This window comes from Salinispora vitiensis (genome assembly GCF_000378825.1).
Taxonomy (GTDB): domain Bacteria; phylum Actinomycetota; class Actinomycetes; order Mycobacteriales; family Micromonosporaceae; genus Micromonospora; species Micromonospora vitiensis.
Map to the genome: position 1 here is coordinate 2306350 of NZ_KB900388.1, position 25550 is coordinate 2331899.

23 protein-coding genes, 2 tRNA genes and 3 rRNA genes are annotated in these 25550 nt (G+C 66.2%); 6 read left to right on the top strand and 22 right to left on the bottom strand.

From position 1 onward, the window contains the following. Window positions 1–3: 3 nt before the first annotated feature. Genes SALPAC2_RS0110620 through SALPAC2_RS0110630 form a run of 3 tightly spaced genes read right to left on the bottom strand, consistent with a single transcriptional unit; the run spans window position 4 to window position 4360 of the window. The gene (locus SALPAC2_RS0110620; RefSeq protein WP_018216639.1) at window positions 4–414 is read right to left on the bottom strand and encodes a DUF4233 domain-containing protein; all 411 of its coding nucleotides are present in this window, start codon (window positions 412–414) and stop codon (window positions 4–6) included. Continuing rightward, window positions 411–1745 carry a bifunctional folylpolyglutamate synthase/dihydrofolate synthase gene (locus SALPAC2_RS0110625; RefSeq protein WP_018216640.1) on the bottom strand — a complete coding sequence of 445 codons (1335 nt, stop codon included), beginning with the start codon at window positions 1743–1745 and terminating at the stop codon, window positions 411–413. Before SALPAC2_RS0110625 ends, SALPAC2_RS0110620 begins: the two co-directional genes overlap by 4 nt. After that, window positions 1742–4360, bottom strand: a complete 2619-nt coding sequence (locus tag SALPAC2_RS0110630; protein WP_018216641.1) for a valine--tRNA ligase — start codon at window positions 4358–4360, stop codon at window positions 1742–1744. The genes SALPAC2_RS0110625 and SALPAC2_RS0110630 overlap by 4 nt, the downstream gene beginning before the upstream one ends. Before the next feature lie 70 nt (window positions 4361–4430). On the opposite strand from SALPAC2_RS0110630, the gene SALPAC2_RS0110635 reads away from it, so the two are divergent. Further along, entirely contained in the window at window positions 4431–5111 is a 681-nt protein-coding gene (locus SALPAC2_RS0110635; RefSeq protein WP_018216642.1) for a hypothetical protein, read from the top strand. A gap of 120 nt (window positions 5112–5231) precedes the next feature. On the opposite strand, the gene rrf is transcribed toward SALPAC2_RS0110635, so the two are convergent. The 3 genes from rrf to SALPAC2_RS0110655 form a co-directional block, all read right to left on the bottom strand. Continuing rightward, window positions 5232–5348 (bottom strand): 5S ribosomal RNA (gene rrf, locus SALPAC2_RS0110640). Between the two features lie 84 nt (window positions 5349–5432). After that, a 23S ribosomal RNA gene (locus SALPAC2_RS0110645) occupies window positions 5433–8539 on the bottom strand. A gap of 415 nt (window positions 8540–8954) precedes the next feature. Beyond that, window positions 8955–10470, bottom strand: a 16S ribosomal RNA gene (locus SALPAC2_RS0110655). The 16S, 23S and 5S rRNA genes sit together here, the layout of an rRNA operon. Window positions 10471–11103: 633 nt before the next feature. Here SALPAC2_RS0110655 and SALPAC2_RS0110660 point away from each other — a divergent pair. Further along, window positions 11104–11325 carry a hypothetical protein gene (locus tag SALPAC2_RS0110660; protein ID WP_018216643.1) on the top strand — a complete coding sequence of 74 codons (222 nt, stop codon included), beginning with the start codon at window positions 11104–11106 and terminating at the stop codon, window positions 11323–11325. 70 nt (window positions 11326–11395) lie between these two features. Here SALPAC2_RS0110660 and SALPAC2_RS0110665 read toward each other — a convergent pair whose 3' ends face one another. The 6 genes from SALPAC2_RS0110665 to SALPAC2_RS0110690 form a co-directional block, all read right to left on the bottom strand. After that, entirely contained in the window at window positions 11396–12202 is an 807-nt protein-coding gene (locus SALPAC2_RS0110665) for a carbon-nitrogen hydrolase family protein (protein ID WP_018216644.1), read from the bottom strand. Window positions 12203–12329: 127 nt separating this feature from the next. Next, entirely contained in the window at window positions 12330–13619 is a 1290-nt protein-coding gene (clpX, locus tag SALPAC2_RS0110670) for an ATP-dependent Clp protease ATP-binding subunit ClpX (RefSeq protein ID WP_018216645.1), read from the bottom strand. Window positions 13620–13824: 205 nt separating this feature from the next. After that, window positions 13825–14487 (bottom strand): ATP-dependent Clp protease proteolytic subunit, encoded by a 663-nt coding sequence (locus tag SALPAC2_RS0110675; RefSeq protein WP_018216646.1) that lies wholly within the window; start codon window positions 14485–14487, stop codon window positions 13825–13827. Between the two features lie 14 nt (window positions 14488–14501). Continuing rightward, window positions 14502–15143, bottom strand: coding sequence for an ATP-dependent Clp protease proteolytic subunit (locus SALPAC2_RS0110680; RefSeq protein ID WP_018216647.1), 642 nt, complete (start codon window positions 15141–15143; stop codon window positions 14502–14504). Between the two features lie 171 nt (window positions 15144–15314). After that, a complete protein-coding gene (gene tig / locus SALPAC2_RS0110685) occupies window positions 15315–16661 on the bottom strand; it encodes a trigger factor (RefSeq protein ID WP_018216648.1) in 1347 nt (448 codons plus the stop codon). Window positions 16662–16804: 143 nt separating this feature from the next. Then, window positions 16805–16878, bottom strand: a tRNA-Pro gene (locus SALPAC2_RS0110690). A 280-nt stretch (window positions 16879–17158) separates the two neighbouring features. On the opposite strand from SALPAC2_RS0110690, the gene SALPAC2_RS0110695 reads away from it, so the two are divergent. Then, a tRNA-Gly gene (locus SALPAC2_RS0110695) sits at window positions 17159–17232 on the top strand. A gap of 114 nt (window positions 17233–17346) precedes the next feature. Here SALPAC2_RS0110695 and SALPAC2_RS27520 read toward each other — a convergent pair. Continuing rightward, window positions 17347–17493: a hypothetical protein gene (locus SALPAC2_RS27520; RefSeq protein ID WP_018216649.1), complete on the bottom strand. Its 147-nt coding sequence runs from the start codon at window positions 17491–17493 to the stop codon at window positions 17347–17349. 241 nt (window positions 17494–17734) lie between these two features. Here SALPAC2_RS27520 and SALPAC2_RS24705 point away from each other — a divergent pair, with 241 nt between their 5' ends. Further along, the gene (locus SALPAC2_RS24705; RefSeq protein ID WP_018216650.1) at window positions 17735–18253 is read left to right on the top strand and encodes a uridine kinase family protein; all 519 of its coding nucleotides are present in this window, start codon (window positions 17735–17737) and stop codon (window positions 18251–18253) included. A gap of 98 nt (window positions 18254–18351) precedes the next feature. Further along, window positions 18352–18942 (top strand): hypothetical protein, encoded by a 591-nt coding sequence (locus SALPAC2_RS0110710; protein WP_018216651.1) that lies wholly within the window; start codon window positions 18352–18354, stop codon window positions 18940–18942. Here SALPAC2_RS0110710 and SALPAC2_RS0110715 read toward each other — a convergent pair. The 6 genes from SALPAC2_RS0110715 to SALPAC2_RS0110740 all read right to left on the bottom strand — a co-directional run bounded on the left by SALPAC2_RS0110715 (window position 18905) and on the right by SALPAC2_RS0110740 (window position 22383). Next, the gene (locus tag SALPAC2_RS0110715) at window positions 18905–19453 is read right to left on the bottom strand and encodes a DUF3995 domain-containing protein (protein ID WP_018216652.1); all 549 of its coding nucleotides are present in this window, start codon (window positions 19451–19453) and stop codon (window positions 18905–18907) included. The genes SALPAC2_RS0110710 and SALPAC2_RS0110715 overlap by 38 nt on opposite strands. 107 nt (window positions 19454–19560) lie before the next feature. Continuing rightward, entirely contained in the window at window positions 19561–20529 is a 969-nt protein-coding gene (locus tag SALPAC2_RS0110720; RefSeq protein WP_018216653.1) for an NAD(P)-dependent alcohol dehydrogenase, read from the bottom strand. 11 nt (window positions 20530–20540) lie between these two features. Further along, window positions 20541–20822 carry a hypothetical protein gene (locus SALPAC2_RS0110725; RefSeq protein WP_033660542.1) on the bottom strand — a complete coding sequence of 94 codons (282 nt, stop codon included), beginning with the start codon at window positions 20820–20822 and terminating at the stop codon, window positions 20541–20543. Next, the gene (locus tag SALPAC2_RS0110730; protein WP_033662009.1) at window positions 20822–21172 is read right to left on the bottom strand and encodes an ArsR/SmtB family transcription factor; all 351 of its coding nucleotides are present in this window, start codon (window positions 21170–21172) and stop codon (window positions 20822–20824) included. Before SALPAC2_RS0110730 ends, SALPAC2_RS0110725 begins: the two co-directional genes overlap by 1 nt. An 89-nt stretch (window positions 21173–21261) precedes the next feature. Then, window positions 21262–21582, bottom strand: coding sequence for a DUF6059 family protein (locus SALPAC2_RS0110735; protein ID WP_018216656.1), 321 nt, complete (start codon window positions 21580–21582; stop codon window positions 21262–21264). A 159-nt stretch (window positions 21583–21741) separates the two neighbouring features. Beyond that, entirely contained in the window at window positions 21742–22383 is a 642-nt protein-coding gene (locus SALPAC2_RS0110740) for a hypothetical protein (RefSeq protein WP_026184613.1), read from the bottom strand. A gap of 140 nt (window positions 22384–22523) precedes the next feature. On the opposite strand from SALPAC2_RS0110740, the gene SALPAC2_RS0110745 reads away from it, so the two are divergent. After that, window positions 22524–22841 (top strand): hypothetical protein, encoded by a 318-nt coding sequence (locus tag SALPAC2_RS0110745; RefSeq protein WP_018216657.1) that lies wholly within the window; start codon window positions 22524–22526, stop codon window positions 22839–22841. Between the two features lie 10 nt (window positions 22842–22851). On the opposite strand, the gene SALPAC2_RS0110750 is transcribed toward SALPAC2_RS0110745, so the two are convergent. The 3 genes from SALPAC2_RS0110750 to SALPAC2_RS0110760 all read right to left on the bottom strand — a co-directional run bounded on the left by SALPAC2_RS0110750 (window position 22852) and on the right by SALPAC2_RS0110760 (window position 25414). Then, a complete protein-coding gene (locus SALPAC2_RS0110750) occupies window positions 22852–23319 on the bottom strand; it encodes a ribose-5-phosphate isomerase (protein ID WP_018216658.1) in 468 nt (155 codons plus the stop codon). Window positions 23320–23442: 123 nt separating this feature from the next. Then, window positions 23443–24657 carry a DUF1015 family protein gene (locus SALPAC2_RS0110755; RefSeq protein WP_018216659.1) on the bottom strand — a complete coding sequence of 405 codons (1215 nt, stop codon included), beginning with the start codon at window positions 24655–24657 and terminating at the stop codon, window positions 23443–23445. Window positions 24658–24790: 133 nt separating this feature from the next. Further along, window positions 24791–25414 carry a mycothiol-dependent nitroreductase Rv2466c family protein gene (locus tag SALPAC2_RS0110760; protein ID WP_018216660.1) on the bottom strand — a complete coding sequence of 208 codons (624 nt, stop codon included), beginning with the start codon at window positions 25412–25414 and terminating at the stop codon, window positions 24791–24793. Between the last annotated feature and the right edge of the window lie 136 nt (window positions 25415–25550).

The window sequence follows — 25550 nt, forward strand, 5'->3', positions numbered from 1 at the left end:
CGGTCAGCCGAGGATCACCCGCCGCACGTGCAGGGCGTACGCCCACACCAACGCGAAGATGACCCCGAGCACCAGCAGCGACCAGTGCAACGCGCCGGCGAGCAGCAACGCGCCCTGCAGAACGACCCCCGCCGGCCAGGCCCAGGCACGACGGATCATTCCGGCCAGCAGCACCGCCACCACCGCCAGCGCCACCACCGCGGCGATCGCGGCGGCACTCAGCCCGCCGCCGACCACCCGGATCGGCTGGATGGCCAGCACCAGAACCAGGGCTTCCAGGCTCAGGAGCCCGGCACCGAGACCGGCCACCGCCCGCTGCGGATTCCGCAACCCGGAGCGGCGCGGCGGCGACGCGGAGCCCTTCGAAAGCCCCGCCGTCGGTCCGGAGCCGGTGGGACGCCCGGCGGCGGTCATCGCTTCAACAGCCGGCGGGCGTCGGCCACGGTCACCACCGAACCGGTGACGAGTACGCCGACCCCGGCCAGCTCACCGGGGACATCCTGCTCGGCCAGCGCCACCGCCGCCTCGATGGCGTCCGGCATCTGCTCCGCCACCACCACCCGGTCCGGGCCGAAAACGTCGACGGCGAGCGTCGCCAGCTCCCGGGTGGGCATCGCCCGCGGCGAGCTGTTTCGGGTGACCACCAGCTGGTCAACCACCGGCTCCAGCAGTTCGAGCAGGCTGGACGCGTCCTTGTCACCGAGGACACCGAGGACGGCGACCAGTTTGCTGAACGCGAACTCCTCCTGCAGCGCGGTGACCGTGGCCGCCATGCCCTGCGGGTTGTGTGCGCCGTCGAGCAGCACGGTCGGCGCGGTACGGACCCGCTCCAACCGCCCCGGCGAGCTCACCGCGGCGAACCCCTCCCGGACCGTCTCGACGTCCAGCTGGCGGCGCGCACCCGCGCCGAGGAACGCCTCCACGGCCGCGAGCGCCACGGCGGCGTTCTGCGCCTGGTGGGCACCGTGCAACGGGACGAAGAGCTCCTCGTACTGCCCGCCGAGCCCCTGCAGGGTGAGCACCTGGCCGCCGACCGCGACGGCCCGACGCAATACGCCGAACTCGGCGCCCTCTCGGGCGATCGTCGCACCGACCTCGGCGCAGCGCTCGAGCACCGGACGCGCCGCCTCCTCCTCCTGCCCGGCCGAGATCACCGTCGCGCCCTTGTGGATGATGCCCGCCTTGTGGAGCGCGATGTCGGAGATCGTGTCGCCGAGCCACTCGGTGTGGTCGAGCCCGATCGGAGTCAACACCGTGACACCGGCCTGAAGGACGTTGGTCGAGTCCTCCGCACCACCGAGGCCCACCTCGACGACGGCGACATCCACCGGCGCGTCAGCGAAGGTGGCGAAGGCCAGCGCCGTGGTCAGGTCGAAGTAGGTCAGGGGCTCCGCGGACCGCTGGTCAACGAGTTGGGCCAGCGGCGCCACCTCGCGGTAGGTCGCGAGGAACCGCTGTTCGTCCACCGGCTCGCCATCCAGGCTGATCCGCTCGCGGACGGTCTCCAGGTGTGGGCTGGTGTACCGCCCGGTGCGCAGCCCGAACGCCCGCAGCAGCGAGTCGATCATGCGAGCTGTCGACGTCTTTCCGTTGGTGCCGGTGAGGTGGATCGACGGGTACGCCCGCTGTGGGCTCCCGAGCAGATCCAGCAGCATCTCGATCCGGTCCAGCTCGAAGACCATCCGGGTGAACCCCCGAGTGGCGAGCTCCGCCTCGACGGCAGCGAAGTCAGTCTGCTCGCTCATGAGGAGAGGGCCTCCAAAGCTGCGTCGATGCGCACCAGGTCCGCCTCGGCGGACGCGAGCCGGTCGCGGATCTTCTGCACCACCGGCTCGGGCGCCTTCCCCACGAACGCCGGGTTGTCGAGCTTGGTCCGGGCCTGTCCGGCCTCCTTCGCCGCCGCCGCCCGGTCCTTGGTCAACCGCGCCCGCTCGGCCGCCACGTCGATCGACCCGCGGGTGTCCAGCGCGACACCCACCTCACCGGGCAGGGTCAGCGTGGCGCTGGCCTGGAAGTCCGTCCCCGCCGCGTCGAGGCGCACCAGCGACCGGATCAACGGTTCGTGCCCGGCAATGCCGGCACCGGCCAATCCGTCGAGCCGGGCCACGACCCGCTGGGTCGGACGCAGCCCCTGGTCGGAACGGAACCGCCGGATCTCGGTGACCACCCGCTGGAGCGCGGCGATCTCCGTCTCCGCGGCAGCGTCCACCAACGCCCGGTCGGCGGCCGGCCAGGCTGCCGTCATGACCGTCTCACCGCCGGTCAGGGCGATCCACAACTCGTCGGTGAGGAACGGGATGACCGGGTGCAGCAGCCGCAGCAGTTGGTCCAGCACCTGCCCGAGGACGCGCCGAGTGACGTCCGCGGCCGGACCGCCGGCCGCCAGGAGTGGCTTGGTCAGCTCCACGTACCAGTCGCAGACCTCATCCCACGCGAAGTGGTACAGCAGATCACAAACCTTTGCGAACTCGTACGCCTCGAACTGCTCGTCCGCCTCCGCGGTGACGCGCGCGAGCCGGGAAAGAATCCACCGGTCAACTGTTGACAGCTCCGTCGCCGGCGGTAGCGCCCCCCGGGTGTGCGCGCCGTTCAACAAGGCGAACCGGGTCGCGTTCCAGAGCTTGTTGCAGAAGTTGCGGGAGCCCTGGCACCACTCTTCGCTGACGGCGACGTCCCCGCCGGGGTTCGCACCACGGGCCAGGGTGAACCGGGTGGCATCGGCGCCGAACCGATCAATCCAGTCCAGCGGATCAACCACGTTGCCGAACGACTTCGACATCTTCTTGCCGTGCTCGTCGCGGACCATGCCGTGCAGCGCGACCACATCGAAGGGCTGCCGGCCGTCCATCGCGTAGAGGCCGAACATCATCATCCGGGCGACCCAGAAGAAGAGAATGTCGTAGCCGGTGACCAGGACGCTCGTCGGGTAGAACTTGGCCAGCTCCGGAGTCTGCTCCGGCCAGCCGAGGGTGGAGAACGGCCACAACCCGCTGGAGAACCAGGTGTCCAGGACATCTTCGTCTTGGCGCCAGCCGTCGCCGGCCGGTGGCGCCTCGTCCGGACCGACGCAGACGACCTCACCGGCCGGGCCGTACCAGACCGGGATGCGGTGCCCCCACCACAGCTGGCGGGAGATACACCAGTCGTGCATGTTGTCGACCCAGGCGAAGTACCGCTTGGCCAGCTCCGCCGGCTCAATCCGCACCCGTCCGTCCCGCACCGCGTCACCAGCCGCCTTGGCCAACGGCGAGGTGTTGATGAACCACTGCAGCGACAGGCGGGGCTCCACCGTCGTACGGCAACGCGAGCAGTGACCGACCGCATGCGGGTACGGGCGCTTCTCTGCCACGATCCGGCCCTGTTCCCGCAGGGCGGCGACGATGGCGGGACGCGCCTCGTAGCGGTCCAGGCCCGCGAACGGCCCGGGCGCGGTGATAACCCCCCGCTCGTCCATGATCGTGTGGGACGGCAGGTCGTGCCGCTGACCGATCTCGAAGTCGTTCGGGTCGTGCGCCGGGGTCACCTTCACCATGCCGGTGCCGAAGGTCGGGTCAACGTGTTCGTCCCCGACGATCGGAATGCACCGACCGGTCAGCGGCAGCTCCACCTCGGTGCCGATCAGGTGCTGGTAGCGCTCGTCCTCGGGATGCACCGCGACGGCGGTGTCACCGAGCATCGTCTCCGCCCGGGTGGTGGCCACCACGACCTCGTCGCTGTATCGGATCGACACCAGCTCACCGTCGTCGTCCGTGTGCTCCACCTCGATGTCCGACAGCGCGGTGAGGCAGCGCGGGCACCAGTTGATGATCCGCTCGGCCCGGTAGATCAACCCGTCGTCGTACAGCGCCTTGAACATGGTTTGGACGGCCCGCGACAGGCCCGCGTCCATGGTGAAGCGCTCCCGCTCCCAGTCGACGGAGTCGCCGAGGCGGCGCATCTGCCCGAGAATGGCGCCCCCGGACTCGGCCTTCCACTGCCAGACCCGTTCCACGAACGCCTCGCGGCCGAGGTCATGCCGGGACAGGCCCTGCTCGCCCAACTGCCGTTCCACGACGTTCTGGGTGGCGATTCCGGCATGATCCATCCCGGGCAGCCAGAGCGTCTCGTAGCCCTGCATGCGCTTCCGCCGGACCAGAGCATCCTGCATCGTGTGGTCCAGCGCGTGCCCCATGTGCAGCGAGCCGGTGACGTTCGGCGGCGGAATGACGATGGTGTACGGAGGCTTGTCGCTCTCCGTGGAGGCGCGGAAGTGTCCGCCGGCTACCCACTGCTCGTACCGTCGCTGCTCCACCTCGCCCGGCAGGTACTGGCCGGCAAGGGTCGGGGCGTCGGGGCGTTGGGCATCCAGTCTCTCGGTCACCCCTGGAAGTCTACGGAGAGCTTCCGCGGACCTTACGTGCGCCACCAGGGCTTCGCGTACGGTGTCGGTTATGTCCAACGGGCACCTCAGTGAGCGCGCCGTCGACGGGGCTCCCGAGCCAGTCGACCTGACCGACGAGCCAATCCGACTCGACGGCGAGGAGCCGGCGCCGAAGCCCAACCGAGCGGGCGTCCGAGCTCGTCGCCGCCGGGTGGCCTGGCTGGTGGCGGCAGCCGTGGGGCTCGCTGGCGCGGGAACCTTCGGCGCGGTGGGTTGGCGCATCTTCCAGCAGCAGGACGCCACGGTAACCAGCCCAGCGCAGGTGGCCGGGTTGACTCGGGACGACAGCGAGCCGGCCCGCAGTACGGCCGACTATCTCCGGAACGGGTTCGCGGCCGGCATTGAGTTGGACCAAAGCTTCGGCACCGTCTACCGGGATCCGACGGGCGAGCGCCGGCCGGTGCTCGTCTTTGGCGGCACCACGCTGCTCTGGCAGCCCGAACGCGACCTGGACAGTCTGTTCGGGCTGATGGCCGACGAAACTGGTCAGGTCAGCGGGCTGCGGAGCCTCTCCCCGGGCCCACTTGGTGGTGTGCTGAAGTGTGGCACCAGCGGCGGTACGGGCGGGGACTTCACCGTGTGCGGCTGGGCAGACCACGGAAGCGTGGTGATGGGCCTGTTTCCGGATCATCCGGTGGAAGACGCCGCTGAGCTGTTCCGGAAAATGCGCAACGAGATGCAGACCCGCTGATCGAGAGGGCTGCGCCGACGGCGCTGTTGCCAGGTGCTGTGAACCCCGCGGGAAATGCGTTAAGGGCGGGAAATGCGTTAAGGGCCGACCCGGGTAGGGTCGGCCCTTAACTGAAGTTTTGCCCGGCGGTGTCCTACTCTCCCACACCCTCCCGAGTGCAGTACCATCGGCGCTGGAGGGCTTAGCTTCCGGGTTCGGAATGTAACCGGGCGTTTCCCCTCCGCCATGACCGCCGTAACACTTATCGACATATCAAACACACCCAACACCACAGGCAATGTTTGTTTGCCAAGAGTTACACAGTGGACGCGTAGCAACTTAGTAGTCAAGTCCTCGGCCTATTAGTACCGGTCAACTGAACCCGTTACCGAGCTTACATTTCCGGCCTATCAACCCAGTCGTCTAGCTGGGGGCCTTACCCCACCAAAGGTGGATGGGATACCTCATCTTGAAGCAGGCTTCCCGCTTAGATGCTTTCAGCGGTTATCCCTTCCGAACGTAGCTAACCAGCCGTGCCCCTGGCGGGACAACTGGCACACCAGAGGTTCGTCCGTCCCGGTCCTCTCGTACTAGGGACAGCCCTTCTCAAGTATCCTACGCGCACGGCGGATAGGGACCGAACTGTCTCACGACGTTCTAAACCCAGCTCGCGTACCGCTTTAATGGGCGAACAGCCCAACCCTTGGGACCTGCTACAGCCCCAGGATGCGACGAGCCGACATCGAGGTGCCAAACCATCCCGTCGATATGGACTCTTGGGGAAGATCAGCCTGTTATCCCCGGGGTACCTTTTATCCGTTGAGCGACACCGCTTCCATTCGCCAGTGCCGGATCACTAGTCCCGACTTTCGTCCCTGCTCGACCCGTCAGTCTCACAGTCAAGCTCCCTTGTGCACTTACACTCAACACCTGATTGCCAACCAGGCTGAGGGAACCTTTGGGCGCCTCCGTTACCCTTTAGGAGGCAACCGCCCCAGTTAAACTACCCACCAGACACTGTCCCTGAACCGGATAACGGTCCGAAGTTAGATACCCAAACCAACCAGAGTGGTATTTCAAGATTGCCTCCACATGCACTGGCGTGCACACTTCACCGGCTCCCACCTATCCTACACAAGCTAATTCGGATACCAATGTCAAGCTATAGTAAAGGTCCCGGGGTCTTTCCGTCCTGCCGCGCGTAACGAGCATCTTTACTCGTAATGCAATTTCGCCGGGCCTGTGGTTGAGACAGTGGGGAAGTCGTTACGCCATTCGTGCAGGTCGGAACTTACCCGACAAGGAATTTCGCTACCTTAGGATGGTTATAGTTACCACCGCCGTTTACTGGCGCTTAAGTTCTCCGCTTCGCCCCGAAAGACTAACAGGTCCCCTTAACGTTCCAGCACCGGGCAGGCGTCAGTCCATATACATCGAATTACTTCTTCGCATGGACCTGTGTTTTTAGTAAACAGTCGCTTCCCCCTGCTCTCTGCGGCCATACAACGCTCCAGCAGCACGTGCCTTCACGTCTCCGGCCCCCCTTCTCCCAAAGTTACGGGGGCAATTTGCCGAGTTCCTTAACCACAGTTCACCCGATCGCCTTGGTATTCTCTACCTGACCACCTGTGTCGGTTTAGGGTACGGGCCGCTCGGAACTCGCTAGAGGCTTTTCTCGACAGCATAGGATCACTGACTTCACCTGAATCGGCTCGGCATCACGTCTCAGCCACACGCGCCGCGGATTTACCTACGACACAGCCTACACGCTTACCCCGGCACAACCACCGGCCGGGCTCAGCTACCTTCCTGCGTCACCCCATCGCTTGACTACTACCCGCCAGGTTCCCACGCTCCCCCAGCACAGTCCGAAGACCACACCAAGCTCGGATGGTTAGCACAACGAGGTTCATCAGGGACGCTCCTTCGCGGGTACGGGAATATCAACCCGTTATCCATCGACTACGCCTCTCGGCCTCGCCTTAGGCCCCGACTCACCCAGGGCGGATTAACCTGGCCCTGGAACCCTTGGTCATCCGGCGGAAGGGTTTCTCACCCTTCATTCGCTACTCATGCCTGCATTCTCACTCGCACCGCGTCCACAACTCGATCACTCGGCTGCTTCACCCCCGGCACGACGCTCCCCTACCCATCCACACACCTACACACAACCCAAAGGCCATGCGAAGTACACGCGTGAATGCCACAGCTTCGGCGGTGTGCTTGAGCCCCGCTACATTGTCGGCGCGGAACCACTTGACCAGTGAGCTATTACGCACTCTTTCAAGGATGGCTGCTTCTAAGCCAACCTCCTGGTTGTCTATGCGACCCCACATCCTTTTCCACTTAGCACACGCTTAGGGGCCTTAGCTGGTGATCTGGGCTGTTTCCCTCTCGACTACGAAGCTTATCCCCCGCAGTCTCACTGCCGCGCTCTCACTTACCGGCATTCGGAGTTTGGCTGATTTCGGTAAGCTTGTAGGCCCCCTAGACCATCCAGTGCTCTACCTCCGGCAAGAAACACACGACGCTGCACCTAAATGCATTTCGGGGAGAACCAGCTATCACGGAGTTTGATTGGCCTTTCACCCCTAACCACAGGTCATCCCCCAACTTTTCAACGTTGGTGGGTTCGGCCCTCCACGCAGTCTTACCCACGCTTCAGCCTGCCCATGGCTAGATCACTCCGCTTCGGGTCTAGGACACGCGACTCTAACGCCCTATTCAGACTCGCTTTCGCTACGGCTCCCCCACCCGGGTTAACCTCGCCACATGCCACTAACTCGCAGGCTCATTCTTCAAAAGGCACGCCGTCACCCCTAAAGGCTCCGACGGATTGTAGGCGAACGGTTTCAGGTACTATTTCACTCCCCTCCCGGGGTACTTTTCACCATTCCCTCACGGTACTATCCGCTATCGGTCACCAGGAAGTATTTAGGCTTACCAGATGGTCCTGGCAGATTCACGGCAGATTACAGGAGTCCGCCGCTACTCGGGAACACCCACAGGAGACTGGCAGTTTTCACCTACCGGACTTTCACCGTCTACGGTCAGCCATTCCAGACTGTTCAACTAACCACCAGCTTTATAACTCCCCACACGAGTGTCAGCCCGTGCCGCAGGGTCCCACAACCCCAACCACGCAACCCCTGACAGGTATCACACGCAGCCGGTTTAGCCTCAATCCGCTTTCGCTCGCCACTACTCACGGAATCACAATTGTTTTCTCTTCCTACGGGTACTGAGATGTTTCACTTCCCCGCGTTCCCCCCATACACCCTATGAGTTCAGGTGCAGGTGACATCACATGACTGATGCCGGGTTTCCCCATTCGGACATCCTGGGATCACAGCTCGGTTGACAACTCCCCCAGGCCTATCGCGGCCTCCCACGTCCTTCATCGGCTCCTGGTGCCAAGGCATCCACCGTTCGCCCTTGACAACTTGACCACAAAGATGCTCGCGTCCACTGTGTAATTCTCAACAAACAACCAACCCGCAACCACCACCCCGCACCAGCAACACCAACCCCACCCCCAAAAGAGGCAAAACCAGCATCCGGTATACGAGACAAGCCACGCCAGGCAACACCGCCACCCCCGCAACACCACCAAACGGCAACATCACAGGAACAACGGCCCAAGAAACAACCACACGGTCATTCCTTCAGGACCCAACAGGGTGTCCAACGCCAACCCCAGCCGCATCATCAACCCCTTCCAACCACCCCCCGAAGAGAGCGTGTACAAGAGCATCAAACCGCTGCCAAAACTGACTAGCCAGTGTCTCCGACCAATGAGCACCCCATCACCCAACACAGGCAACCGAGGCTCCATACCGCCCTTCGACGGATGGCGCTCCTTAGAAAGGAGGTGATCCAGCCGCACCTTCCGGTACGGCTACCTTGTTACGACTTCGTCCCAATCGCCAGCCCCACCTTCGACGGCTCCCCCCACAAGGGTTAGGCCACCGGCTTCGGGTGTTGCCGACTTTCGTGACGTGACGGGCGGTGTGTACAAGGCCCGGGAACGTATTCACCGCAGCGTTGCTGATCTGCGATTACTAGCGACTCCGACTTCACGGGGTCGAGTTGCAGACCCCGATCCGAACTGAGACCGGCTTTTTGGGATTCGCTCCACCTCACGGTATCGCAGCCCATTGTACCGGCCATTGTAGCATGCGTGAAGCCCTGGACATAAGGGGCATGATGACTTGACGTCATCCCCACCTTCCTCCGAGTTGACCCCGGCAGTCTTCGATGAGTCCCCGCCATAACGCGCTGGCAACATCGAACAAGGGTTGCGCTCGTTGCGGGACTTAACCCAACATCTCACGACACGAGCTGACGACAGCCATGCACCACCTGTCACCGGCCCCGAAGGACCCCCCATCTCTGAAGGATTTCCGGCGATGTCAAACCCAGGTAAGGTTCTTCGCGTTGCATCGAATTAATCCGCATGCTCCGCCGCTTGTGCGGGCCCCCGTCAATTCCTTTGAGTTTTAGCCTTGCGGCCGTACTCCCCAGGCGGGGCGCTTAATGCGTTAGCTGCGGCACAGAGAACCGGAGAGGCCCCCCACACCTAGCGCCCAACGTTTACAGCGTGGACTACCAGGGTATCTAATCCTGTTCGCTCCCCACGCTTTCGCTCCTCAGCGTCAGTATCGGCCCAGAGACCCGCCTTCGCCACCGGTGTTCCTCCTGATATCTGCGCATTTCACCGCTACACCAGGAATTCCAGTCTCCCCTACCGAACTCTAGCCTGCCCGTATCGACTGCAAGCCCGCAGTTGAGCCACGGGTTTTCACAGTCGACGCGACAAGCCGCCTACGAGCTCTTTACGCCCAATAAATCCGGACAACGCTCGCGCCCTACGTCTTACCGCGGCTGCTGGCACGTAGTTGGCCGGCGCTTCTTCTGCAGGTACCGTCACAAACGCTTCGTCCCTGCTGAAAGAGGTTTACAACCCGAAGGCCGTCATCCCTCACGCGGCGTCGCTGCATCAGGCTTCCGCCCATTGTGCAAGATTCCCCACTGCTGCCTCCCGTAGGAGTCTGGGCCGTGTCTCAGTCCCAGTGTGGCCGGTCGCCCTCTCAGGCCGGCTACCCGTCGCCGCCTTGGTAGGCCATTACCCCACCAACAAGCTGATAGGCCGCGAGTCCATCCCAAGCCGAAAAATCTTTCCACCAACCACCATGCGGCAGCCAGTAATATCCGGTATTAGCCCCGGTTTCCCGGGGTTATCCCAAAGCCTGGGGCAGGTTACTCACGTGTTACTCACCCGTTCGCCGCTCGAGTACCCCGAAGGGCCTTTCCGCTCGACTTGCATGTGTTAAGCACGCCGCCAGCGTTCGTCCTGAGCCAGGATCAAACTCTCCAACAAAAACTTGAAGAAAATCCCAGCAACAAAAAACAATTTGCTGCCAAATTCAAGCCCAAGCCAACCCACCAAACAGCAGGCCAACCCAGACCAAAACGGCACTGGCTTTCCAAACACCCTGTTGAGTTCTCAAAGAACAACCACACACCATCAGAACCCCAAACCAGGGCCCCTCCGGAGGCAACCGCTCTAAACTACCCGGACCATTCCGCGATCGTCAACCTGACTATTCAGGCGACAAACTCGGCTTAGCCGGCCCACAATCACGCACGCCAGCTTGGCGGTCGTTACTGTTGTGGGAATCGACAGACCGGCCGACATCCGCTTCGCGGCTATCCGCCCGGCTCCTGCCGGCTTCAGTACTCTACCCGGTCGGCTTCGTGATTGCAACTCCGTCTCCGGAAGCGCTTCACACCGCCCGCGCTCCAGCCCCGCTCGGCGGTATCGCCACGGTCCTGGTACCCGCTCTCTGCCGGTTTGCCCGGCTTCCCGCGTGCAAAGAGAAAGTTACGCGGTCACCCCGCAGAAGGCAAATCAAGATCCATCACTGACACCAGCCGACGGCTGCCACCTCCGCCACCACCACTCAACCCCGTGCAGACGACCGGAACCGCTCATCCGTGGGAGAGTGTCTGCATGGCCGAGCTGACAGCGACCCCGGTGCTGGCCGAGGAGGCGCTGCTCGGGCTGCTCCTACCGTTCTGGCAGCTCGTCATCGGTGCCTTCGTACTCGTCGTCTTGGTCCTGTCGGTCGGCCGGCTGGCCCGCCGGGGACCTTCGCGAATGACAACGGCGCTTCTGGTCACCGCCGCCGCCATCGTCGGCCTCGCAACAATCGGGGTCCTCCTGCAAGGCTGAGGACAAATTCGACGACAACGGCTCCGACGACAAGCCGTTCGCCGCCTGCAGCTCGACCGTTGCACCGGGCTCAGGGAAACTGGAGACGACGGTTGGCCAGGCTCGGCAACTCGGCCCGGACCGTCCGCAGCCGCTTCAGGTCGAGGTCGACAATCGCTAGCCCAGAACCGTCCGGCACCTGGGCGAGCACCGTCCCCCAGGGATCTATCACCATGCTGCGCCCGAAGCAAGTACGGCTCGGCTCGTGGTCCCCCGTCTGGGCGGCAGCCGCGACGAAGCACTGGTTCTCGATGGCCCGGGCACGCAACAGCACCTCCCAGTGGTCCCGCCCCGTGTGCAACATGAAAGCTGCTGGTACAAGGAGTAGCTCCGCCGCACCTTCCGTAGCGAGCTGACGATAGAGCTCGGGAAAACGGAGGTCGTAGCAAATCGACAGCCCAACCCGAAGGCCCTCCACGTCAACGACGACCGGCTGCACGCCGGCGGCGACCGTGGCTGACTCCAGATACGACACCCGACCGGGAATCTCCACGTCGTACAGGTGGATCTTGCGATAGGTGGCGGCGAGCGTCCCGGAGCGATCGAAGACCAGGCAGGTGTTGTACGAATGCTCCGGATCCGGGCCCCGCTCGTGAAGCGAGCCAACCACGACCCAGATACCGAGCCGCTGCGCCGCGCCGGAGAAGAAGGTCCCGACCTCCCCGTCGACCGGCTCCGCGACCGGTTGCCCGGCGGCCGGGCCGAGATAGTCGACGTACTCAGGGAGGATCGCCAGATCGGCACCGCCGGCCGCTGCCCGCTCCAGCAGGGCCTCGGCGGCTGCCAGATTTGACCCTCGGTCCTCCCGGGCGTTCAACTGGCAGACCGCGACTCGCATGGACCCAGGTTACGGGCAGGGGAGTCAGCGGAACAGGAGCAGGACTACGGCCGCGGCAAAGTTGGCAACAGCGAGGTGGCGGGAGGGCCTTGCAGGCTGGGCCAGCCCCCCGGACGGACCAACCCGGTCACGCCGACTTCTCCTCGCGCTCCCGCCGCGCCCGGCGGGTGGTGAACTCACGCGGAACAATCGTCGGGTTGACGTTCTCCAGCACCACTTCGCGATTGATCAAAACGCGGGCCGCGTCGGGGTTGCTCGGCACCTCGTACATCACGGAGAGCAGAACCTCCTCCATGATCGCGCGAAGGCCGCGGGCACCGGTCCCCCGGAGCATCGCCTGGTCGGCGATCGCCTCCAGGGCCGACTGCTCGAACTCCAGCTCGACGCCGTCCAACTCGAAGAGGCGCTGGTACTGCCGGACGAGCGCATTACGCGGCTCGGTGAGGATCTGCACCAGGGCCTCACGGTCGAGGCTGCGAACGTTGGTGATCACCGGAAGCCGACCGATGAACTCGGGGATCAGACCGAACTTCAGCATGTCCTCCGGCATCACCTGGCCGAAGGTGTCATCGGTGGAACGCTCCGAGACCGCCCGCAGCCGGGCACCGAAACCCGTGCCGCCGTGACCGGTACGCGCCTCGATGATCTGGTCCAGCCCGGCAAAGGCACCGCCGCAGATGAAGAGCACGTTGGTGGTGTCGATCTGGATGAACTCCTGATGCGGATGCTTGCGGCCGCCCTGGGGCGGAACGTTCGCAACCGTCCCTTCCAGCATCTTGAGGAGGGCCTGCTGCACGCCCTCGCCGGAGACGTCGCGGGTAATCGACGGGTTCTCCGACTTGCGCGCGATCTTGTCGACCTCGTCGATATAGATGATCCCGGTCTCGGCGCGCTTGATGTCGTAGTCGGCGGCCTGGATCAGCTTGAGGAGGATGTTCTCCACGTCCTCCCCGACGTACCCGGCCTCGGTCAGGGCAGTGGCATCGGCGATGGCGAACGGCACGTTAAGCATCCGAGCCAGGGTCTGTGCCAGGTGGGTCTTGCCGCACCCGGTGGGGCCAAGCAGCAGGATGTTGGACTTGGCCAGCTCAACGCTGTCCACGCTGGGCGCCCCGGCCGCCTCGGCCTGAATTCGCTTGTAGTGGTTGTAGACCGCGACGGCGAGAGCCTTCTTGGCCTGGGCCTGCCCCACGACGTAATTGTCGAGGAACTGGCAGATCTCCATCGGCTTGGGAAGCTCTTCCCACTTCACTTCACCCGACTCGGCCAGCTCTTCTTCGATGATCTCGTTACAGAGATCGATGCACTCGTCGCAGATATAGACACCGGGACCAGCGATAAGCTTCTTGACCTGCTTCTGCGATTTCCCACAGAAGGAGCACTTCAGCAGGTCGCCGCCGTCACCGATCCGTGCCACCTACAGTCTCCCTGCACTCGTCGGCCAGTGACCCGGCCATGGCTCCCGGACACCGCGCGCCGCCCATCTCAGCTACCTGCCGGATCGACCGGCGAAGCGGCACAGACCCGACGTTACCCGTTGGCGCGGGTTTCTCCGACCCCTAATACGGGTGTGTCAGAGGTCGGTCGAGGCTACCCCCGGCCGACCTCTGACCCAATCCGGCTCAGTTGGCGGCGTTGGCGGCCAGCAAGCCCTTCTTACGGCTGGTGAGGATGGTGTCGACCAGCCCGTACTCGCGGGACTCCTCGGCCGTCATAATCTTGTCACGGTCGATGTCCTTGCGGACCTTCTCCACCGGCTGGTTACAGTGCCGGGAGAGCATCTCTTCCAGCTGGGTACGCATCCGCAGAATCTCCCGGGCCTGGATCTCGATGTCCGAGCCCTGCCCGTAGCCCCCCTCCGTGGCAGGCTGGTGGATGATGATCCGCGAATTCGGCAGTGCCATCCGCTTACCGGGCGTGCCGGCCGAGAGCAACACCGCCGCCGCACTGGCCGCCTGCCCCAGGCAGACCGTCTGGATATCCGGCCGGACGTACTGCATGGTGTCGTAGATCGCCGTCATGGCCGTGAACGAACCACCCGGCGAGTTGATGTACATGATGATGTCGCGGTCCGGGTCCGTGCCCTCCAGCGTGAGCAGCTGGGCCATCACGTCGTTGGCCGACGCGTCATCCACCTGGACCCCGAGGAAGATGATCCGATCCTCGAAGAGCTTGTTGTACGGGTTGGACTCCTTAACCCCGTACGACGTGCGCTCGACGAAGGACGGCAGGACGTAACGGTTGTGCACGGCCGCGAACTGCGGCGGCAGGCTCAGGTCGGTCATCGTCAGCTCCTCGCTCAGCTCAGGGTCCCGGCGCCTTCCGGAACCTGAGCGGCCCCGGTGATCACCTTGTCGATGAAGCCGTACTCCATGGCCTCCTGGGCGGTGAACCAACGATCCCGGTCCGAGTCCGCCTCGATCTCCGCCTGAGTCTGGCCGGTGTGGAAGGCGACCCGCTCCTGGAACATCCGCTTGGTGTAGAGCATCTGCTCCGCCTGGATAGCGATGTCCGAGGCGGTGCCGCCCATGCCACCCGACGGCTGGTGCATCATGATCCGGGCGTGCGGCAGGGCGTACCGCTTGCCCTTGGTACCGGCGCAGAGCAGCAGCTGGCCCATTGAGGCCGCCATGCCCATCGCCACCGTGGACACGTCGTTGTCAATGAACTGCATCGTGTCGTAGATCGCCATGCCCGAGTAGACCGAGCCGCCCGGCGAGTTGATCCAGAGGTTGATGTCGCGGTCCGGGTCCTCCGCGGCGAGCAGCAGCAGCTGCGCGCAGATGCGGTTGGCGACCTGGTCGGTCACCTCGCTACCCAGGAAGATGATCCGCTCCTTGAGCAACCGGTTGTAGACCGAGTCGTCGAGGTTGCCAATGTTGTCGCCACCGCGGGCGTCGATCGCCCGGAGCGGCGTCGGCGGGATGTGCATGTCGGTCATGGCAGCCCTTCGCTCTCCGTACCGTCCTACCCGACACTAACGGCTCGACCGAGTGGCAGAACCCCGGTCGGGGCACTGTTCGCTCTCAGCGCAGCCCGGTCGGGCGTACCCCAAAAACAGGTTTCGGCCGTCGCCCCAGCCAACGGCGGGGACGGCGGCCGAAACCAAAGATCATTCCGCGTGAGCGTGCGCGGCCTCGTTCTCGGCCCGCAGGGCGTCGAGGCTGACCACCTCGCCGTTGGCGTCCTTGATCGTGATGTGATCCATGATCGAGGCCAGGGCCTTGCCCCGCCGGACGTCACCGAAGATCGCGCCGGCGGCACCGGAGCGGACCAGCTGGTCGTAGAACTGCTGCGGAGCCACCCCGGCGCGCTGCGCCCGGTGCACGATCTCGTGGCCGAACTCGTCGTCGGAGACCTGAATCTCCTGCGCGTCGGCGACCGTGTCCAGCAGGAGCTGAACCTTCACGCCCTGGGTGGCCGCCTCGGTCAGCTCGGTGTTGATCTGCTCCTCGGTCTTCTCCTCGGAAGCGAGGTACTCCTCCATCGAGGCGCCGATCCGCTCGAGCTGATCCACCATCGCCGCCTTGCGGCTCTCGACCTCCTCGCGGACAACGCCCTCCGGCGCCGGCACCTCGGCCGTCTCGACAATCTGCTCGAGGGCCTTGTCCCGGGCAGCGTAGATCTGCTCGACCTGCTTACTCCGGGTCACCCGCTCGCGGACGTCGTCGCGCAGCTCCGCCATGGTGTCGAACTCACTCGCCAGCTCGGCGAAGTCGTCGTCCAGCTCCGGCAGCTCCTTCTCCTTGACCGTACGGACGGTCACCGAGACCTCGGCGTCGCGGCCGGCGTAGTCCCCGCCGACCAGCTGCGTGGTGAAGGTGGTGCTCGCGTCGGCAGCCAGACCGACGACGGCCTCGTCCAGGCCCGGCAGGAGCTGCTTGCTACCGACCTCGTGCGAGAGGTTGGTCGCCGAGCCGCCCGGGACCTCCTCGCCGTCAACGGTCGCGTTCAGGTCGATCTGCACGAAGTCGCCCTCGGCGGCCGCCCGCTCGACGGTCTTCAGCGTCGCGAACCGCTCCCGCAGGCTCTGCACCTGCTCATCGATCTCGCTGTCATCGATCTTCAGCTCGTCAACGGTCACCTCGACCGTCGACAGGTCGGGGAGGTTGAGCTCCGGCCGGATGTCCACCTCGGCGGTGAAGTTGAGCGAGTCACCGTCCGCGAACTCGGTGATCTCGACCTCGGGACGACCAAGCGTCTTCAGGTCATGCTCACGCACCGCCGAGAGGATGTTCTGCGGGATGGCCTCCTGGACCGCCTCGTTGAGCACGGTGCCCCGGCCGACCCGCTGATCGATCACGGCGGCCGGAACCTTCCCCCGGCGGAAGCCGGGAACCTGGACCTGCTGGCCGATCTCCCGGTACGCCTTCTTGAGGCTCGGCTCGAGCTCGACGAACGGCACCTCGATGGCGAGCCGCACGCGCGTCGGGCTCAGAGTCTCGACGGTGCTCTTCACAGGCGTACTCCTTGACGGATCTTGGTGGTCTGGGCGCTGTCTACAGCCCATCGAGTGTAGGCGAGCCGGTACGGCCTGCAGGCAGTGCCCAGGAACCACACGTAGAACGGCGGCACCCGGGTCGACCCGGCCGCGAACGACAGTCGGGGTGGCGGGATTTGAACCCACGGCCCCTCGCTCCCAAAGCGAGTGCGCTACCAAGCTGCGCCACACCCCGTGGCGGGATGCAGTCTATGCCGTCCACGCCACCGCACAGTTCCCCGGGGCCACATCCGATGGCGTGTTCCGCCGTTGGGTCGACCGGCGGAGCCCACCGGCCGGCTCGGGGTAGCGGCAGCGGGAGCCCCTCGGTCGCGCCGCACGGAGCGGAAGCAGCGCTCTCCCGAGCCCGCCCGGCCCCGTGCCCGGGGTTCGTTCCCGACCACAGCCATGGGCAGGCTACGCGGAGGTCGGCGGCATTGGGTAAGCTGTCGGCGCGCTTCCACACAGAGGCCGTCGCGGGCGTAGCTCAATGGCAGAGCTTCAGTCTTCCAAACTGACGGTGCGAGTTCGATTCTCGTCGCCCGCTCCACGCACTCCGGCCCAGGTCTACGGCGTGATCGCCGGACCTGGGCCGTTCTCGTTACCTGGACGACGGTGCCACCGGGCGCGCCGGGGGCGTGATAGCAGTCACAGCCCCTCCGGCTCAGGTCCGAGATTCGCTGATCGCGGCTTCGATGCGCAGTCCAATCCCGGTGGCGACGAGGAAGCCTGCCAGGATGTGCACCTCGGTCCACCCGCTGTCGCTTGACAGCGTGATGACCGAGACGAGGAAGCCGGCGACCAGGGCCATATTGCCGAGAATGCGAACGGTAGATGCACGCCTCGCTGCAGGGTTCACCCGGCGGACCGTACCGGAGGCCCCTGGGCCGGCGCTGTCCCGATCTGTACCCGCCGGGTGGAGAGCCGGCGACACGGCAAGTCGCCTCCCGGGGCCCGACAGCCCAGGGGGCGGTAAGCCACATCCGCCGGACAAACACGCGGCCGTGCCGTGCCAGCCACGTGCCAGTTGGTCAGCACAGTAGGGTCTCGCCATGGCCGTCAACACCATCGATCGGCTTGCCGCCGCTATTGCCGCCCGTAGGCCGATCAACGGCATTCGCATCGTTGGCATCGACGGCCCGAGCGGTTCCGGAAAGAGCCACCTTGCCCGTGACCTCTCGGCAGCGCTCCAGGCGCCGATCATCGAGATCGACGACTTCATATCGTGGGACAACTTCGCCGGCTGGTGGCCTCGCTTCGACGCCCAGGTACTCACCCCGCTGCTACGCGGCCAGGATGCCCACTATCAAGCGCGGGACTGGACCGACTGGTACGGCAACAGGCTCGGCGAGTGGAAGACCCAACCCTGGGCCCCGGTCGTGATCTTCGAAGGACTCACCTGCACCCGCCGCGACACGGTCGGTCGGCTCGCCTACGCGATCTGGGTCGACGCACCGGTACCGTTGCGGCTGGCGCGCGGCCTCGCCCGCGACCGCTCCTTCGCCGGCGCCGCGCAGCTCTGGCAGAAGTGGATGGCCGAGGAGGAGAGGTCGCGCACTTGGGGCCACTAACCGTTCCCGGCGCGGCGCCCACTTTCCGGGATAGCGAAGCCGACCCGCCATTGCTAGGGTCCACTGCCGCATCGAAGAGTCCTGCGGGAAGGGGCCCCATGTCCGACGACCTGCTCTACACCGGGGTAGTAGTAGCACTGTTGGCGGCAGCCGTCGTGCTTGGCGGGAAGCTGGCCAAACGGCGGCACTGGCGACTTCTGCCCATGATGGCGGCCCTTACCGCATCGGTAACAGCGCTGACGGTGATCACGGGGCCGCTCGGTACGCGCTCGTTGGCGGTGATGCTGGCCGCCGCGCTCTGGGCCGCGGTCCTCTTCTCCACCGCAAGCTTGGTACGACACCGGCACTCACTCCACGCGACCCTCGTCAGCGTGGTTGGTGGTGCCATTGCGATCAACGCGGCGCTCGTGGCGTTCGTGATGATGAGGTTCAGCTCGACCGAGGCACCCCGGGAGTACGCCCTGCACTGGTTGCCCGCGATGCTGACCGGTGGGGCCACGGATCTGGGTGCGGTGCGCAGCGAGACCGAGACGCCGCTGTTCGTGAACATGTCCGAGGACGCCAGCTTGTTGCCGTTGCTGATGGTCTTGCTGACGGGCTTCGCCCTGTCCTATGTCGTGCGACGAGGGGCTCTCACCCGTACGGCCGGTGTCACTTCGTCTTCCTGGGCTCCCGCGACGAGCGGGTGAAGGAGATCGCGGCGATTGTGAACAGCGCGCCGCCGGAGAGCCAGACCGGGTCCCAGAGGAACAGGTGCCAGGGCAGAGCCGCGCCGAGGCCGGCGGGTAGATCGACCACCCCGGTCACGATCAGCAGGTGCTGAGCCAGGTTCGCCACGCCATACAGGAACAGCAGCACGGCAGCGCCCCACCCGGCGAGCAGCAGCATCCAGCGTGGTGTCCGGCGAGGGCGTCCGGTGGCCAGCGCCAGGCCGAGCGGCGCGGCGATCAGCTTGAGCACCGCCGTCGTCCAGAGCAGAGCGACGAAGGCCGGCTCCCGGGCCAGCGCCGGCCCTTCAACGGCCGGGCCGAGCGTGCCCTGTCCCAACAGGCCGCCAGCCGCCCAGTGAAAGCTCAACCCGGCGAACGACAGCGACCAGAGGGCGGCGCCGTACCCGGCCCAGGAGCCCCGTCGCCCACCGACCGTGCCGGCGGTGCCCTCGCTGCGTCGGTCGTCGGTGTTCGCGGCGCTCCGGCTCACGTTGCCTCCCGGCAAATCGACCCAACTCGGTAGCGCCATGCGGTTCCAGCACGGACTACCGCCCGCCCGGCGCTGACGGGACACCACCGAAGGGGCGAAACGGTCGGTCAGATGGTGATGATGACTTTTCCCCGGGCGTGGCCTTCCTCCAGGTAGCTGATCGCCTCGGGCACCTCGCTCAGGGGGTAGGTCCGGTCGAGGACCGGGGTGACCTTTCCGGATTCGAAGAGATCGCACAGCGCCGCCAGGTCGTCCCGGTTGGGGCTCGCCACGAAGAACACCAGGCGTTGCCGTACGAACGGCGACAGGGCGAGCCCACGGAGTACGCGAGCCAGCGGACCGAGCAGCCCGTCGCCCGTACCGCTGTTGAGGATGAGTGTGCCCCGCGGGGTGAGCATGCGTCGGCAGGCGAGGAGCGAGTGGTTACCGACGTTGTCGAGGAGCAGGTCGTAGCGTCGTCCGCCGTGGGTGAAATCCGCTGTGGTGTAGTCGATGACATGGTCGGCACCCAGATCGCGGACCAACTCGACGTTTCGGCTGCTGCAGACCCCGGTCACCTCGGCTCCCAGTGCCTTGCCGATCTGTACGGCGAAGGTGCCCACGCCGCCCGCCGCGCCGTTGACCAGGAGCCGCTGACCGGGTTGCAGCCGCCCGTGGTGCCGTAGCGCCTGGTAGGCGGTGAGGGCGGCCACCGGCACGGAGGCGGCCTGTTCCAGGGTCAGGCGGGCCGGCTTTTTCAGCACTCCGGCGTCGTGGCGCATCGTGACGTACTCGGCGAACGCCCCCTGCTGCAGGGCGAACACCTCGTCTCCGACCTCGAGCGTGGTGACGTTACTGCCCACCGCCTCGACCTGCCCGGCCAGGTCGTACCCGAGCGTGTTCGCCTTGGGACGGGTCAGCCCACCCTGGGCCCGGGTGATGTACGGGCTACCGCGCATCATGTGCCAGTCCACCGGGTTGACCGAGGCGGCCCGCACCCGGACCAGCACGTCGTCGGCACCGACGGCCGGCATCTCGAGATCTTCAAGGGCGAGGACCTCGGACGAGCCGTACGCGTAGAAACGGATTCCTTTCATCGATTTCCCTCTCATTCCACGCTGCGGAGGATGTGTTCGATCGATGCGGTACGGGTTCGTAGTTCGGCGAGGTCAACGGCGCTTCGCTGCTGGGCGTCGAGAGTGTTCTCGGCGAGCTTCTCGAACCGGTGCACGAGCTGGCGCAGGTCGTCTGCGCGGGCGGCTGCCCGCTTCTCTTTTCGGCCCTCGAACAGCCCGACGATGACCAGGGCGACCAGGAAGGCCGCCACGATGACCACGACCAGCAGAAAGACTGTCGTTGGCCAGGACATTTCCCCTCCAAGCGGGTCCATTACGTTGACTCCTTGGGTGCGGGACCCTTTCCTGGGTCCGGCCGGGTGAGGGTCTGAGCCGCCTCGGCCACCGCCGATGCGGTCAGGTGCAGGTCGAAGTCGGTGACTTCGTAGTACTTCATGGCTTTGCCATCGTCGGAGAGCTCGAGCCGGCCGGTGATCAGGCCTGCCGCCTCCAGCCGCCGCAGATGCATGTGCAGGAGTGGACGACTCACTCCAAGCTCGCGGGCCAGCTGGCTCACGTAGTCACGACGACCGGCCAAGGCCGCGACGATGCGCAGTCGAATCGGATTGGCCAGAGCCGCCAGCATCTCGACCAGGTCGTCTCCGGTCGGTCCGCCCACTGACACAAGACCCCTTCACGTGTCATTTTTTACTTACACGTGAAGCCTAGCAGTCGTCATCCCCGCCGGCAATGCAGCACGCGGGGCCCGGACGATCACCACAACTGGAGCCAGATCCCCCGCTCCTCGTCGGTGAGGGGCTGATCTGGGACCAGCCGCTCCGGGTGACCCGGCGGCGGCTGCTCGATAACCCGCCGCGGCCTGGAAGCGCCAGCCGGCGACCCGTCAACGGCCGGAGGGAAGCTGTCGGCCGGAGCAGAACCGCCTTCCCGCAAGGCACCGCCCGCGGACGCCGCGTCACCCCAGCGGGCCCGACCGCCCCGCAGAATTTCCCGGGGGTCCATTCCGACGACCGATGCCCCGAACAGGCTCAGGCCGAACGCCAACTCGGAGACGATTCGCCGGAGCCAACCCATCAGCCCGCCACCGCAACAGGAACGGCACGGTCGGCAACCAGACCGGCCACTGATGCGTACGTCACGGGGCTCCTCGAGTCCGACTCCAAGCTGAGCCGACCGATTCTCCCGAGCCCCACTCAACGCCGGCTCAAGTCAACGGACGGAAGACCCGCCCCGTCAGCTGTTGGTGATCCAGCTCCAGAACGAAACCACCCACTCGGTCTGCTTGAGCCACCCGAAGCCGAGGCTGACGAGAAAGACCGCCGTCACCAGGTGCGCGCCGCGGGCGCCGCGTCGCACCCGGCCCAGCCGCTGCTCCAGTACCACCCGGCCAACGAGCCGGGCGAGGGCGAAGAGCCCGACCGCGACCAGCAGACTCAGCAGGAAGATCAACAGTGGTGCGGCGAGGTTGCCGCCACCCGAGAGCGCCCAGATCCCCCAACAGACGAACGCGAAGAGCGCTCCGCCGGCGCTCCACTCCCGGCCCGGGCGGAGCTGCGCGAGGTGCCAGCTCATCGGCCGACGCGAAGCCCGCGCCTCCGGCCAGCCCGCTCCGCCCTCCTCCGGCTCGACCACCGGGAACGGCGTGGTCCGACCGGCACCGCTCTGCCCTACCGAGGCCACCCCCCGCTGGAAGGCATCCGGCTGCGGCGGCATCCCTGCCTCCGGCTGCGGCGGCACCCCGATCCCGGACTGCGGCGGTATCCCGGCTCCCCGCTGCGGCGGCACCCCGATCCCGGGCTGCGGCGGCACCCCGACGCCTGACTGCGGCGGCACCTCGACGGTCCGCTCGGCCCACGGTTGCGTCTGGTCGGCCATGTCGTCCCTCCCCTGGACCAGACGGGGACCGGCGGACCCCGTCTGCCTATCGAGGGTAGCCAGCACACAAATGTGGGTCCGGTCAGCACCGGCCTCCGCTGTCGTGGAGATCTTCGGACAACCCGGGGTACGGTCGGTTGGTGGGTGACGTGGAACGACGACGGCGGCGACACCGGAAACCCGCTGACCACACCACCGAGAGTCCGAGCCCGGCTCGGACAGCGGCCGGGGGGCAGAGCGACGGCCGGCCGTCCCGGGTCCGCCGGGGCAGCGCCGAGGAGAGCGAACGCGGGCTGCGGGGCCTGGTTGGCTCGGGCTCGTCGCAGCTGAGCGTGACCGCGGCGATGCGGGCCCGGGACGCCACCCAACCGACGGAGCAGGACCTGGCGGAGGCGGAGGCCCGGGTAGTCCTGGTCCGCCGGAACTGGGTTCCGCGCGAGGACCTCCCCCGTCGGTGAACGGCCCGGTTCAGGGCAGGTCCGGAAGCTTCCGGGTGCGCTCGTAGTCGGCCACCTGGTCGATGCGGCGGGTGTGCCGTTGCTTCTCGGAGAACGGGGTGGTCAGGAACGCCTCGACGATGGCGGTGGCCTCATCGAGGGTGTGCTGCCGCCCGCCGATCGCGACAATGTTGGCGTTGTTGTGCTCCCGGGCCAGGTGCGCGGTATCGATACTCCAGGCCAGCGCGGCCCGTACACCGTCGATCTTGTTCGCGGCGATCTGCTCCCCGTTGCCGGAGCCCCCGATAACCACGCCGAGGCTACCCCGGTCGGCAACCACCCGGTCGCCGGTGTGTAGGCAGAACGCCGGGTAGTCGTCGTCCGGGTCGTAGGCGTGCGGGCCGACGTCAACCACGTCGTACCCCTCCTTGGCCAGGTGGTTGGCCAAGTGCGCCTTCAGCTCGAAACCGGCGTGGTCGGATCCCAGGTAGACACGCATACCGGCAGTCTGACAGGAGGTGTCTCCGACCGACGCCCGCGGGTCGGTCGGAGACAACTTCAGCACACTCCGGGAAGACGTCAGACAGTCCGGGAAGACGTCCGACAGCCCGGGCGGGTACGCCTATCCTCTGCCCGGTCCGGACAGCAGCTCGGCGACGACCAGGCCGCCACGGGCCTTCGGGGTGAACCAGGTGCTCTTGCGGGGCATCTTCTCCCGCGCCAGGTTCACCGCGACGAAGTCGTCCACGGTCACCGGTGCGACGAGCACGGCCAGCTCGGCGCGGCCGGCGTCAACCTCACCGGTGAGCCAGCTCGCCGGATAGTCGCCGCCGACGTAAGTGATCCGCTTGTCGCCCGGGTCCAGCCCCAGCGTGTCCCGCAACAGCAACCGCTCGACCAGGGCATGGTCCAGGTTCTCCAGGCGCCCCGCGCCGACCTGGGGCAGGCTTACGGCGTACGCCGCATCGGGAAGCCGGAGGTGGATGGTGCCGCCGGCCGCCGGGACCTCGACCGGGCCGTCGATCGGCTCTATCTTGGCGCCGGCCGCGCGGAGCCGGTCGATCAGTTCAGCCGGGCTGGTGGTGAGCTCGTCAACCAACCGGTTGTACGGGGCGATGGCGACCGAGGCCGGCGTGGTGACCACGGCCAGGAAGCGCGACAGCCCGCCGGTCTGGGCCGCCAGACTGCGGTGGTTGCCGTCGGCGACGACCAGCTCGCCACCGCCGGCCAGAGCGGTCAACTCGTCCTGCTGCTCGCCCGGACCGACCAGCCAGATGGCGTGCGTCCGTCCGGTCTGGTCGATGTCGGTCGCCGCCGGCACCCCGGCCCGGTCGGCCGCCGCCGCGAGGGCGGTGTGCAGCTCGTCGCCCCGGCCGGTCTGCAGCAGGAGCACCGGCGACAGCAGATGCCCCAGCGCCTCGGCCAAGGCCACCCGCTCGCGCACCTTGGCGATGAAGACATCCTCGTTGCGGATGACCAAGCCCGGCTCGGCGGCGCTGGTGGAAATCTGGTCGGTGTCGACCATGACGAACAGCCCGTACCCGGGCTCCTCCTGCGGGGCGCTGATCCGGTAGAGGACCACCACCTGCTCGGCGGGGGTGTAGCTGCCCGCCGCCTTCGCCTCGGCAAGCCGGGCTACCGCCTCCGGGAGCGCGTCGAGAAAGGCCTTCCCCCGGCTCTCCGGGGCCCGATGCGGCATCTCGATGCCGAGGGCGCTGTGCGGATTCACCTCAATGATCGAGGTGATCTCCGCGTCGTCGGCGAACTCGTCGTAGTTCTGCGCGCCGGTGCCGCCGGTGGTGATCCAGGCCCGGGCGATTGGATGGGCGACCGTCATGCCCGCTGACGCTACCGGTATCGCTCACCCCCGGTGTCCGGGCCCACCGCTGCGCGCCGGAGCAACCCGCCGGCACCGGCGGTACTGCGGGCCCCTGCCATCTCCCAGCGATGCCCGGGGGCCCGCCTCGCACTCAGTCGAAGATGGGGCCGAGCTCACGGGAGCGCTTGAGTTCGAAGAAGCCCGGTGTGCCGGCGACCAGCAAGACTCCATCCCACAGCCGGCCGGCGGCCTCGCCCCGGGGAGCCGGGGTGACGACCGGGCCGAAGAAGGCGACCGGATTCCCGTCCGCGCCGGGGGCGTGGATGACGGGGGTGCCCACGTCGGTGCCGACCGGCCGCATGCCCGCCTCGTGGCTGGCGCGCAGCGCTTCGTCGAACTCGGTGCTGTCGGCGGCCCCGGCCAGCTCCGGATCCAGCCCGGCATCGGTCAGGGCAGCGGTGAACAGCTCCCCGGTGAGCTGCTCGGACTGCAGGTGGATCCGGTTGCCCAGCGCGGTGTAGAGGTCCCGCAGCGCCCCGGTGCCGTACCGCTGCTCGGCGGCGACACAGACCCGAACCGGACCCCATCCGGACTTCATCAGCGCCTGGTACTCCGCGGGCAGGTCCCGGCCCTCGTTGAGCACGGACAGACTCATCACGTGAAAGCGGATCTCCACGGGCCGGACCCGCTCGACCTCCAGCAGCCAACGAGAGGTGATCCACGCCCACGGGCAGATCGGGTCGAACCACATGTCGACGGTGACACGCTCACTCACAGTGAAGTCCCTTCACAACCGGTGCGCCGGTTTTCGGCGCCTGCCCCGATCCTCGCCGCAAGTTCCCAGGCACAACACGGATAGAGACCGTGACCTGTCCCACCCACCGAACCAGGTGCGTGTAAGACTCGACTCG

What these genes read in the sequence shown, in the direction of transcription:
- SALPAC2_RS0110620 (WP_018216639.1), bottom strand. Translation starts at nt 414, where the DNA reads ATGACCGCCGCCGGGCGTCCCACCGGCTCCGGACCGACGGCGGGGCTT.
- SALPAC2_RS0110625 (WP_018216640.1), bottom strand. Translation starts at nt 1,745, where the DNA reads ATGAGCGAGCAGACTGACTTCGCTGCCGTCGAGGCGGAGCTCGCCACT.
- SALPAC2_RS0110635 (WP_018216642.1), top strand. Translation starts at nt 4,431, where the DNA reads ATGTCCAACGGGCACCTCAGTGAGCGCGCCGTCGACGGGGCTCCCGAG.
- SALPAC2_RS0110660 (WP_018216643.1), top strand. Translation starts at nt 11,104, where the DNA reads ATGGCCGAGCTGACAGCGACCCCGGTGCTGGCCGAGGAGGCGCTGCTC.
- SALPAC2_RS0110665 (WP_018216644.1), bottom strand. Translation starts at nt 12,202, where the DNA reads ATGCGAGTCGCGGTCTGCCAGTTGAACGCCCGGGAGGACCGAGGGTCA.
- SALPAC2_RS0110675 (WP_018216646.1), bottom strand. Translation starts at nt 14,487, where the DNA reads ATGACCGACCTGAGCCTGCCGCCGCAGTTCGCGGCCGTGCACAACCGT.
- SALPAC2_RS0110680 (WP_018216647.1), bottom strand. Translation starts at nt 15,143, where the DNA reads ATGACCGACATGCACATCCCGCCGACGCCGCTCCGGGCGATCGACGCC.
- SALPAC2_RS27520 (WP_018216649.1), bottom strand. Translation starts at nt 17,493, where the DNA reads ATGGCCCTGGTCGCCGGCTTCCTCGTCTCGGTCATCACGCTGTCAAGC.
- SALPAC2_RS24705 (WP_018216650.1), top strand. Translation starts at nt 17,735, where the DNA reads ATGGCCGTCAACACCATCGATCGGCTTGCCGCCGCTATTGCCGCCCGT.
- SALPAC2_RS0110710 (WP_018216651.1), top strand. Translation starts at nt 18,352, where the DNA reads ATGTCCGACGACCTGCTCTACACCGGGGTAGTAGTAGCACTGTTGGCG.
- SALPAC2_RS0110720 (WP_018216653.1), bottom strand. Translation starts at nt 20,529, where the DNA reads ATGAAAGGAATCCGTTTCTACGCGTACGGCTCGTCCGAGGTCCTCGCC.
- SALPAC2_RS0110725 (WP_033660542.1), bottom strand. Translation starts at nt 20,822, where the DNA reads ATGGACCCGCTTGGAGGGGAAATGTCCTGGCCAACGACAGTCTTTCTG.
- SALPAC2_RS0110735 (WP_018216656.1), bottom strand. Translation starts at nt 21,582, where the DNA reads ATGGGTTGGCTCCGGCGAATCGTCTCCGAGTTGGCGTTCGGCCTGAGC.
- SALPAC2_RS0110740 (WP_026184613.1), bottom strand. Translation starts at nt 22,383, where the DNA reads ATGGCCGACCAGACGCAACCGTGGGCCGAGCGGACCGTCGAGGTGCCG.
- SALPAC2_RS0110750 (WP_018216658.1), bottom strand. Translation starts at nt 23,319, where the DNA reads ATGCGTGTCTACCTGGGATCCGACCACGCCGGTTTCGAGCTGAAGGCG.
- SALPAC2_RS0110755 (WP_018216659.1), bottom strand. Translation starts at nt 24,657, where the DNA reads ATGACGGTCGCCCATCCAATCGCCCGGGCCTGGATCACCACCGGCGGC.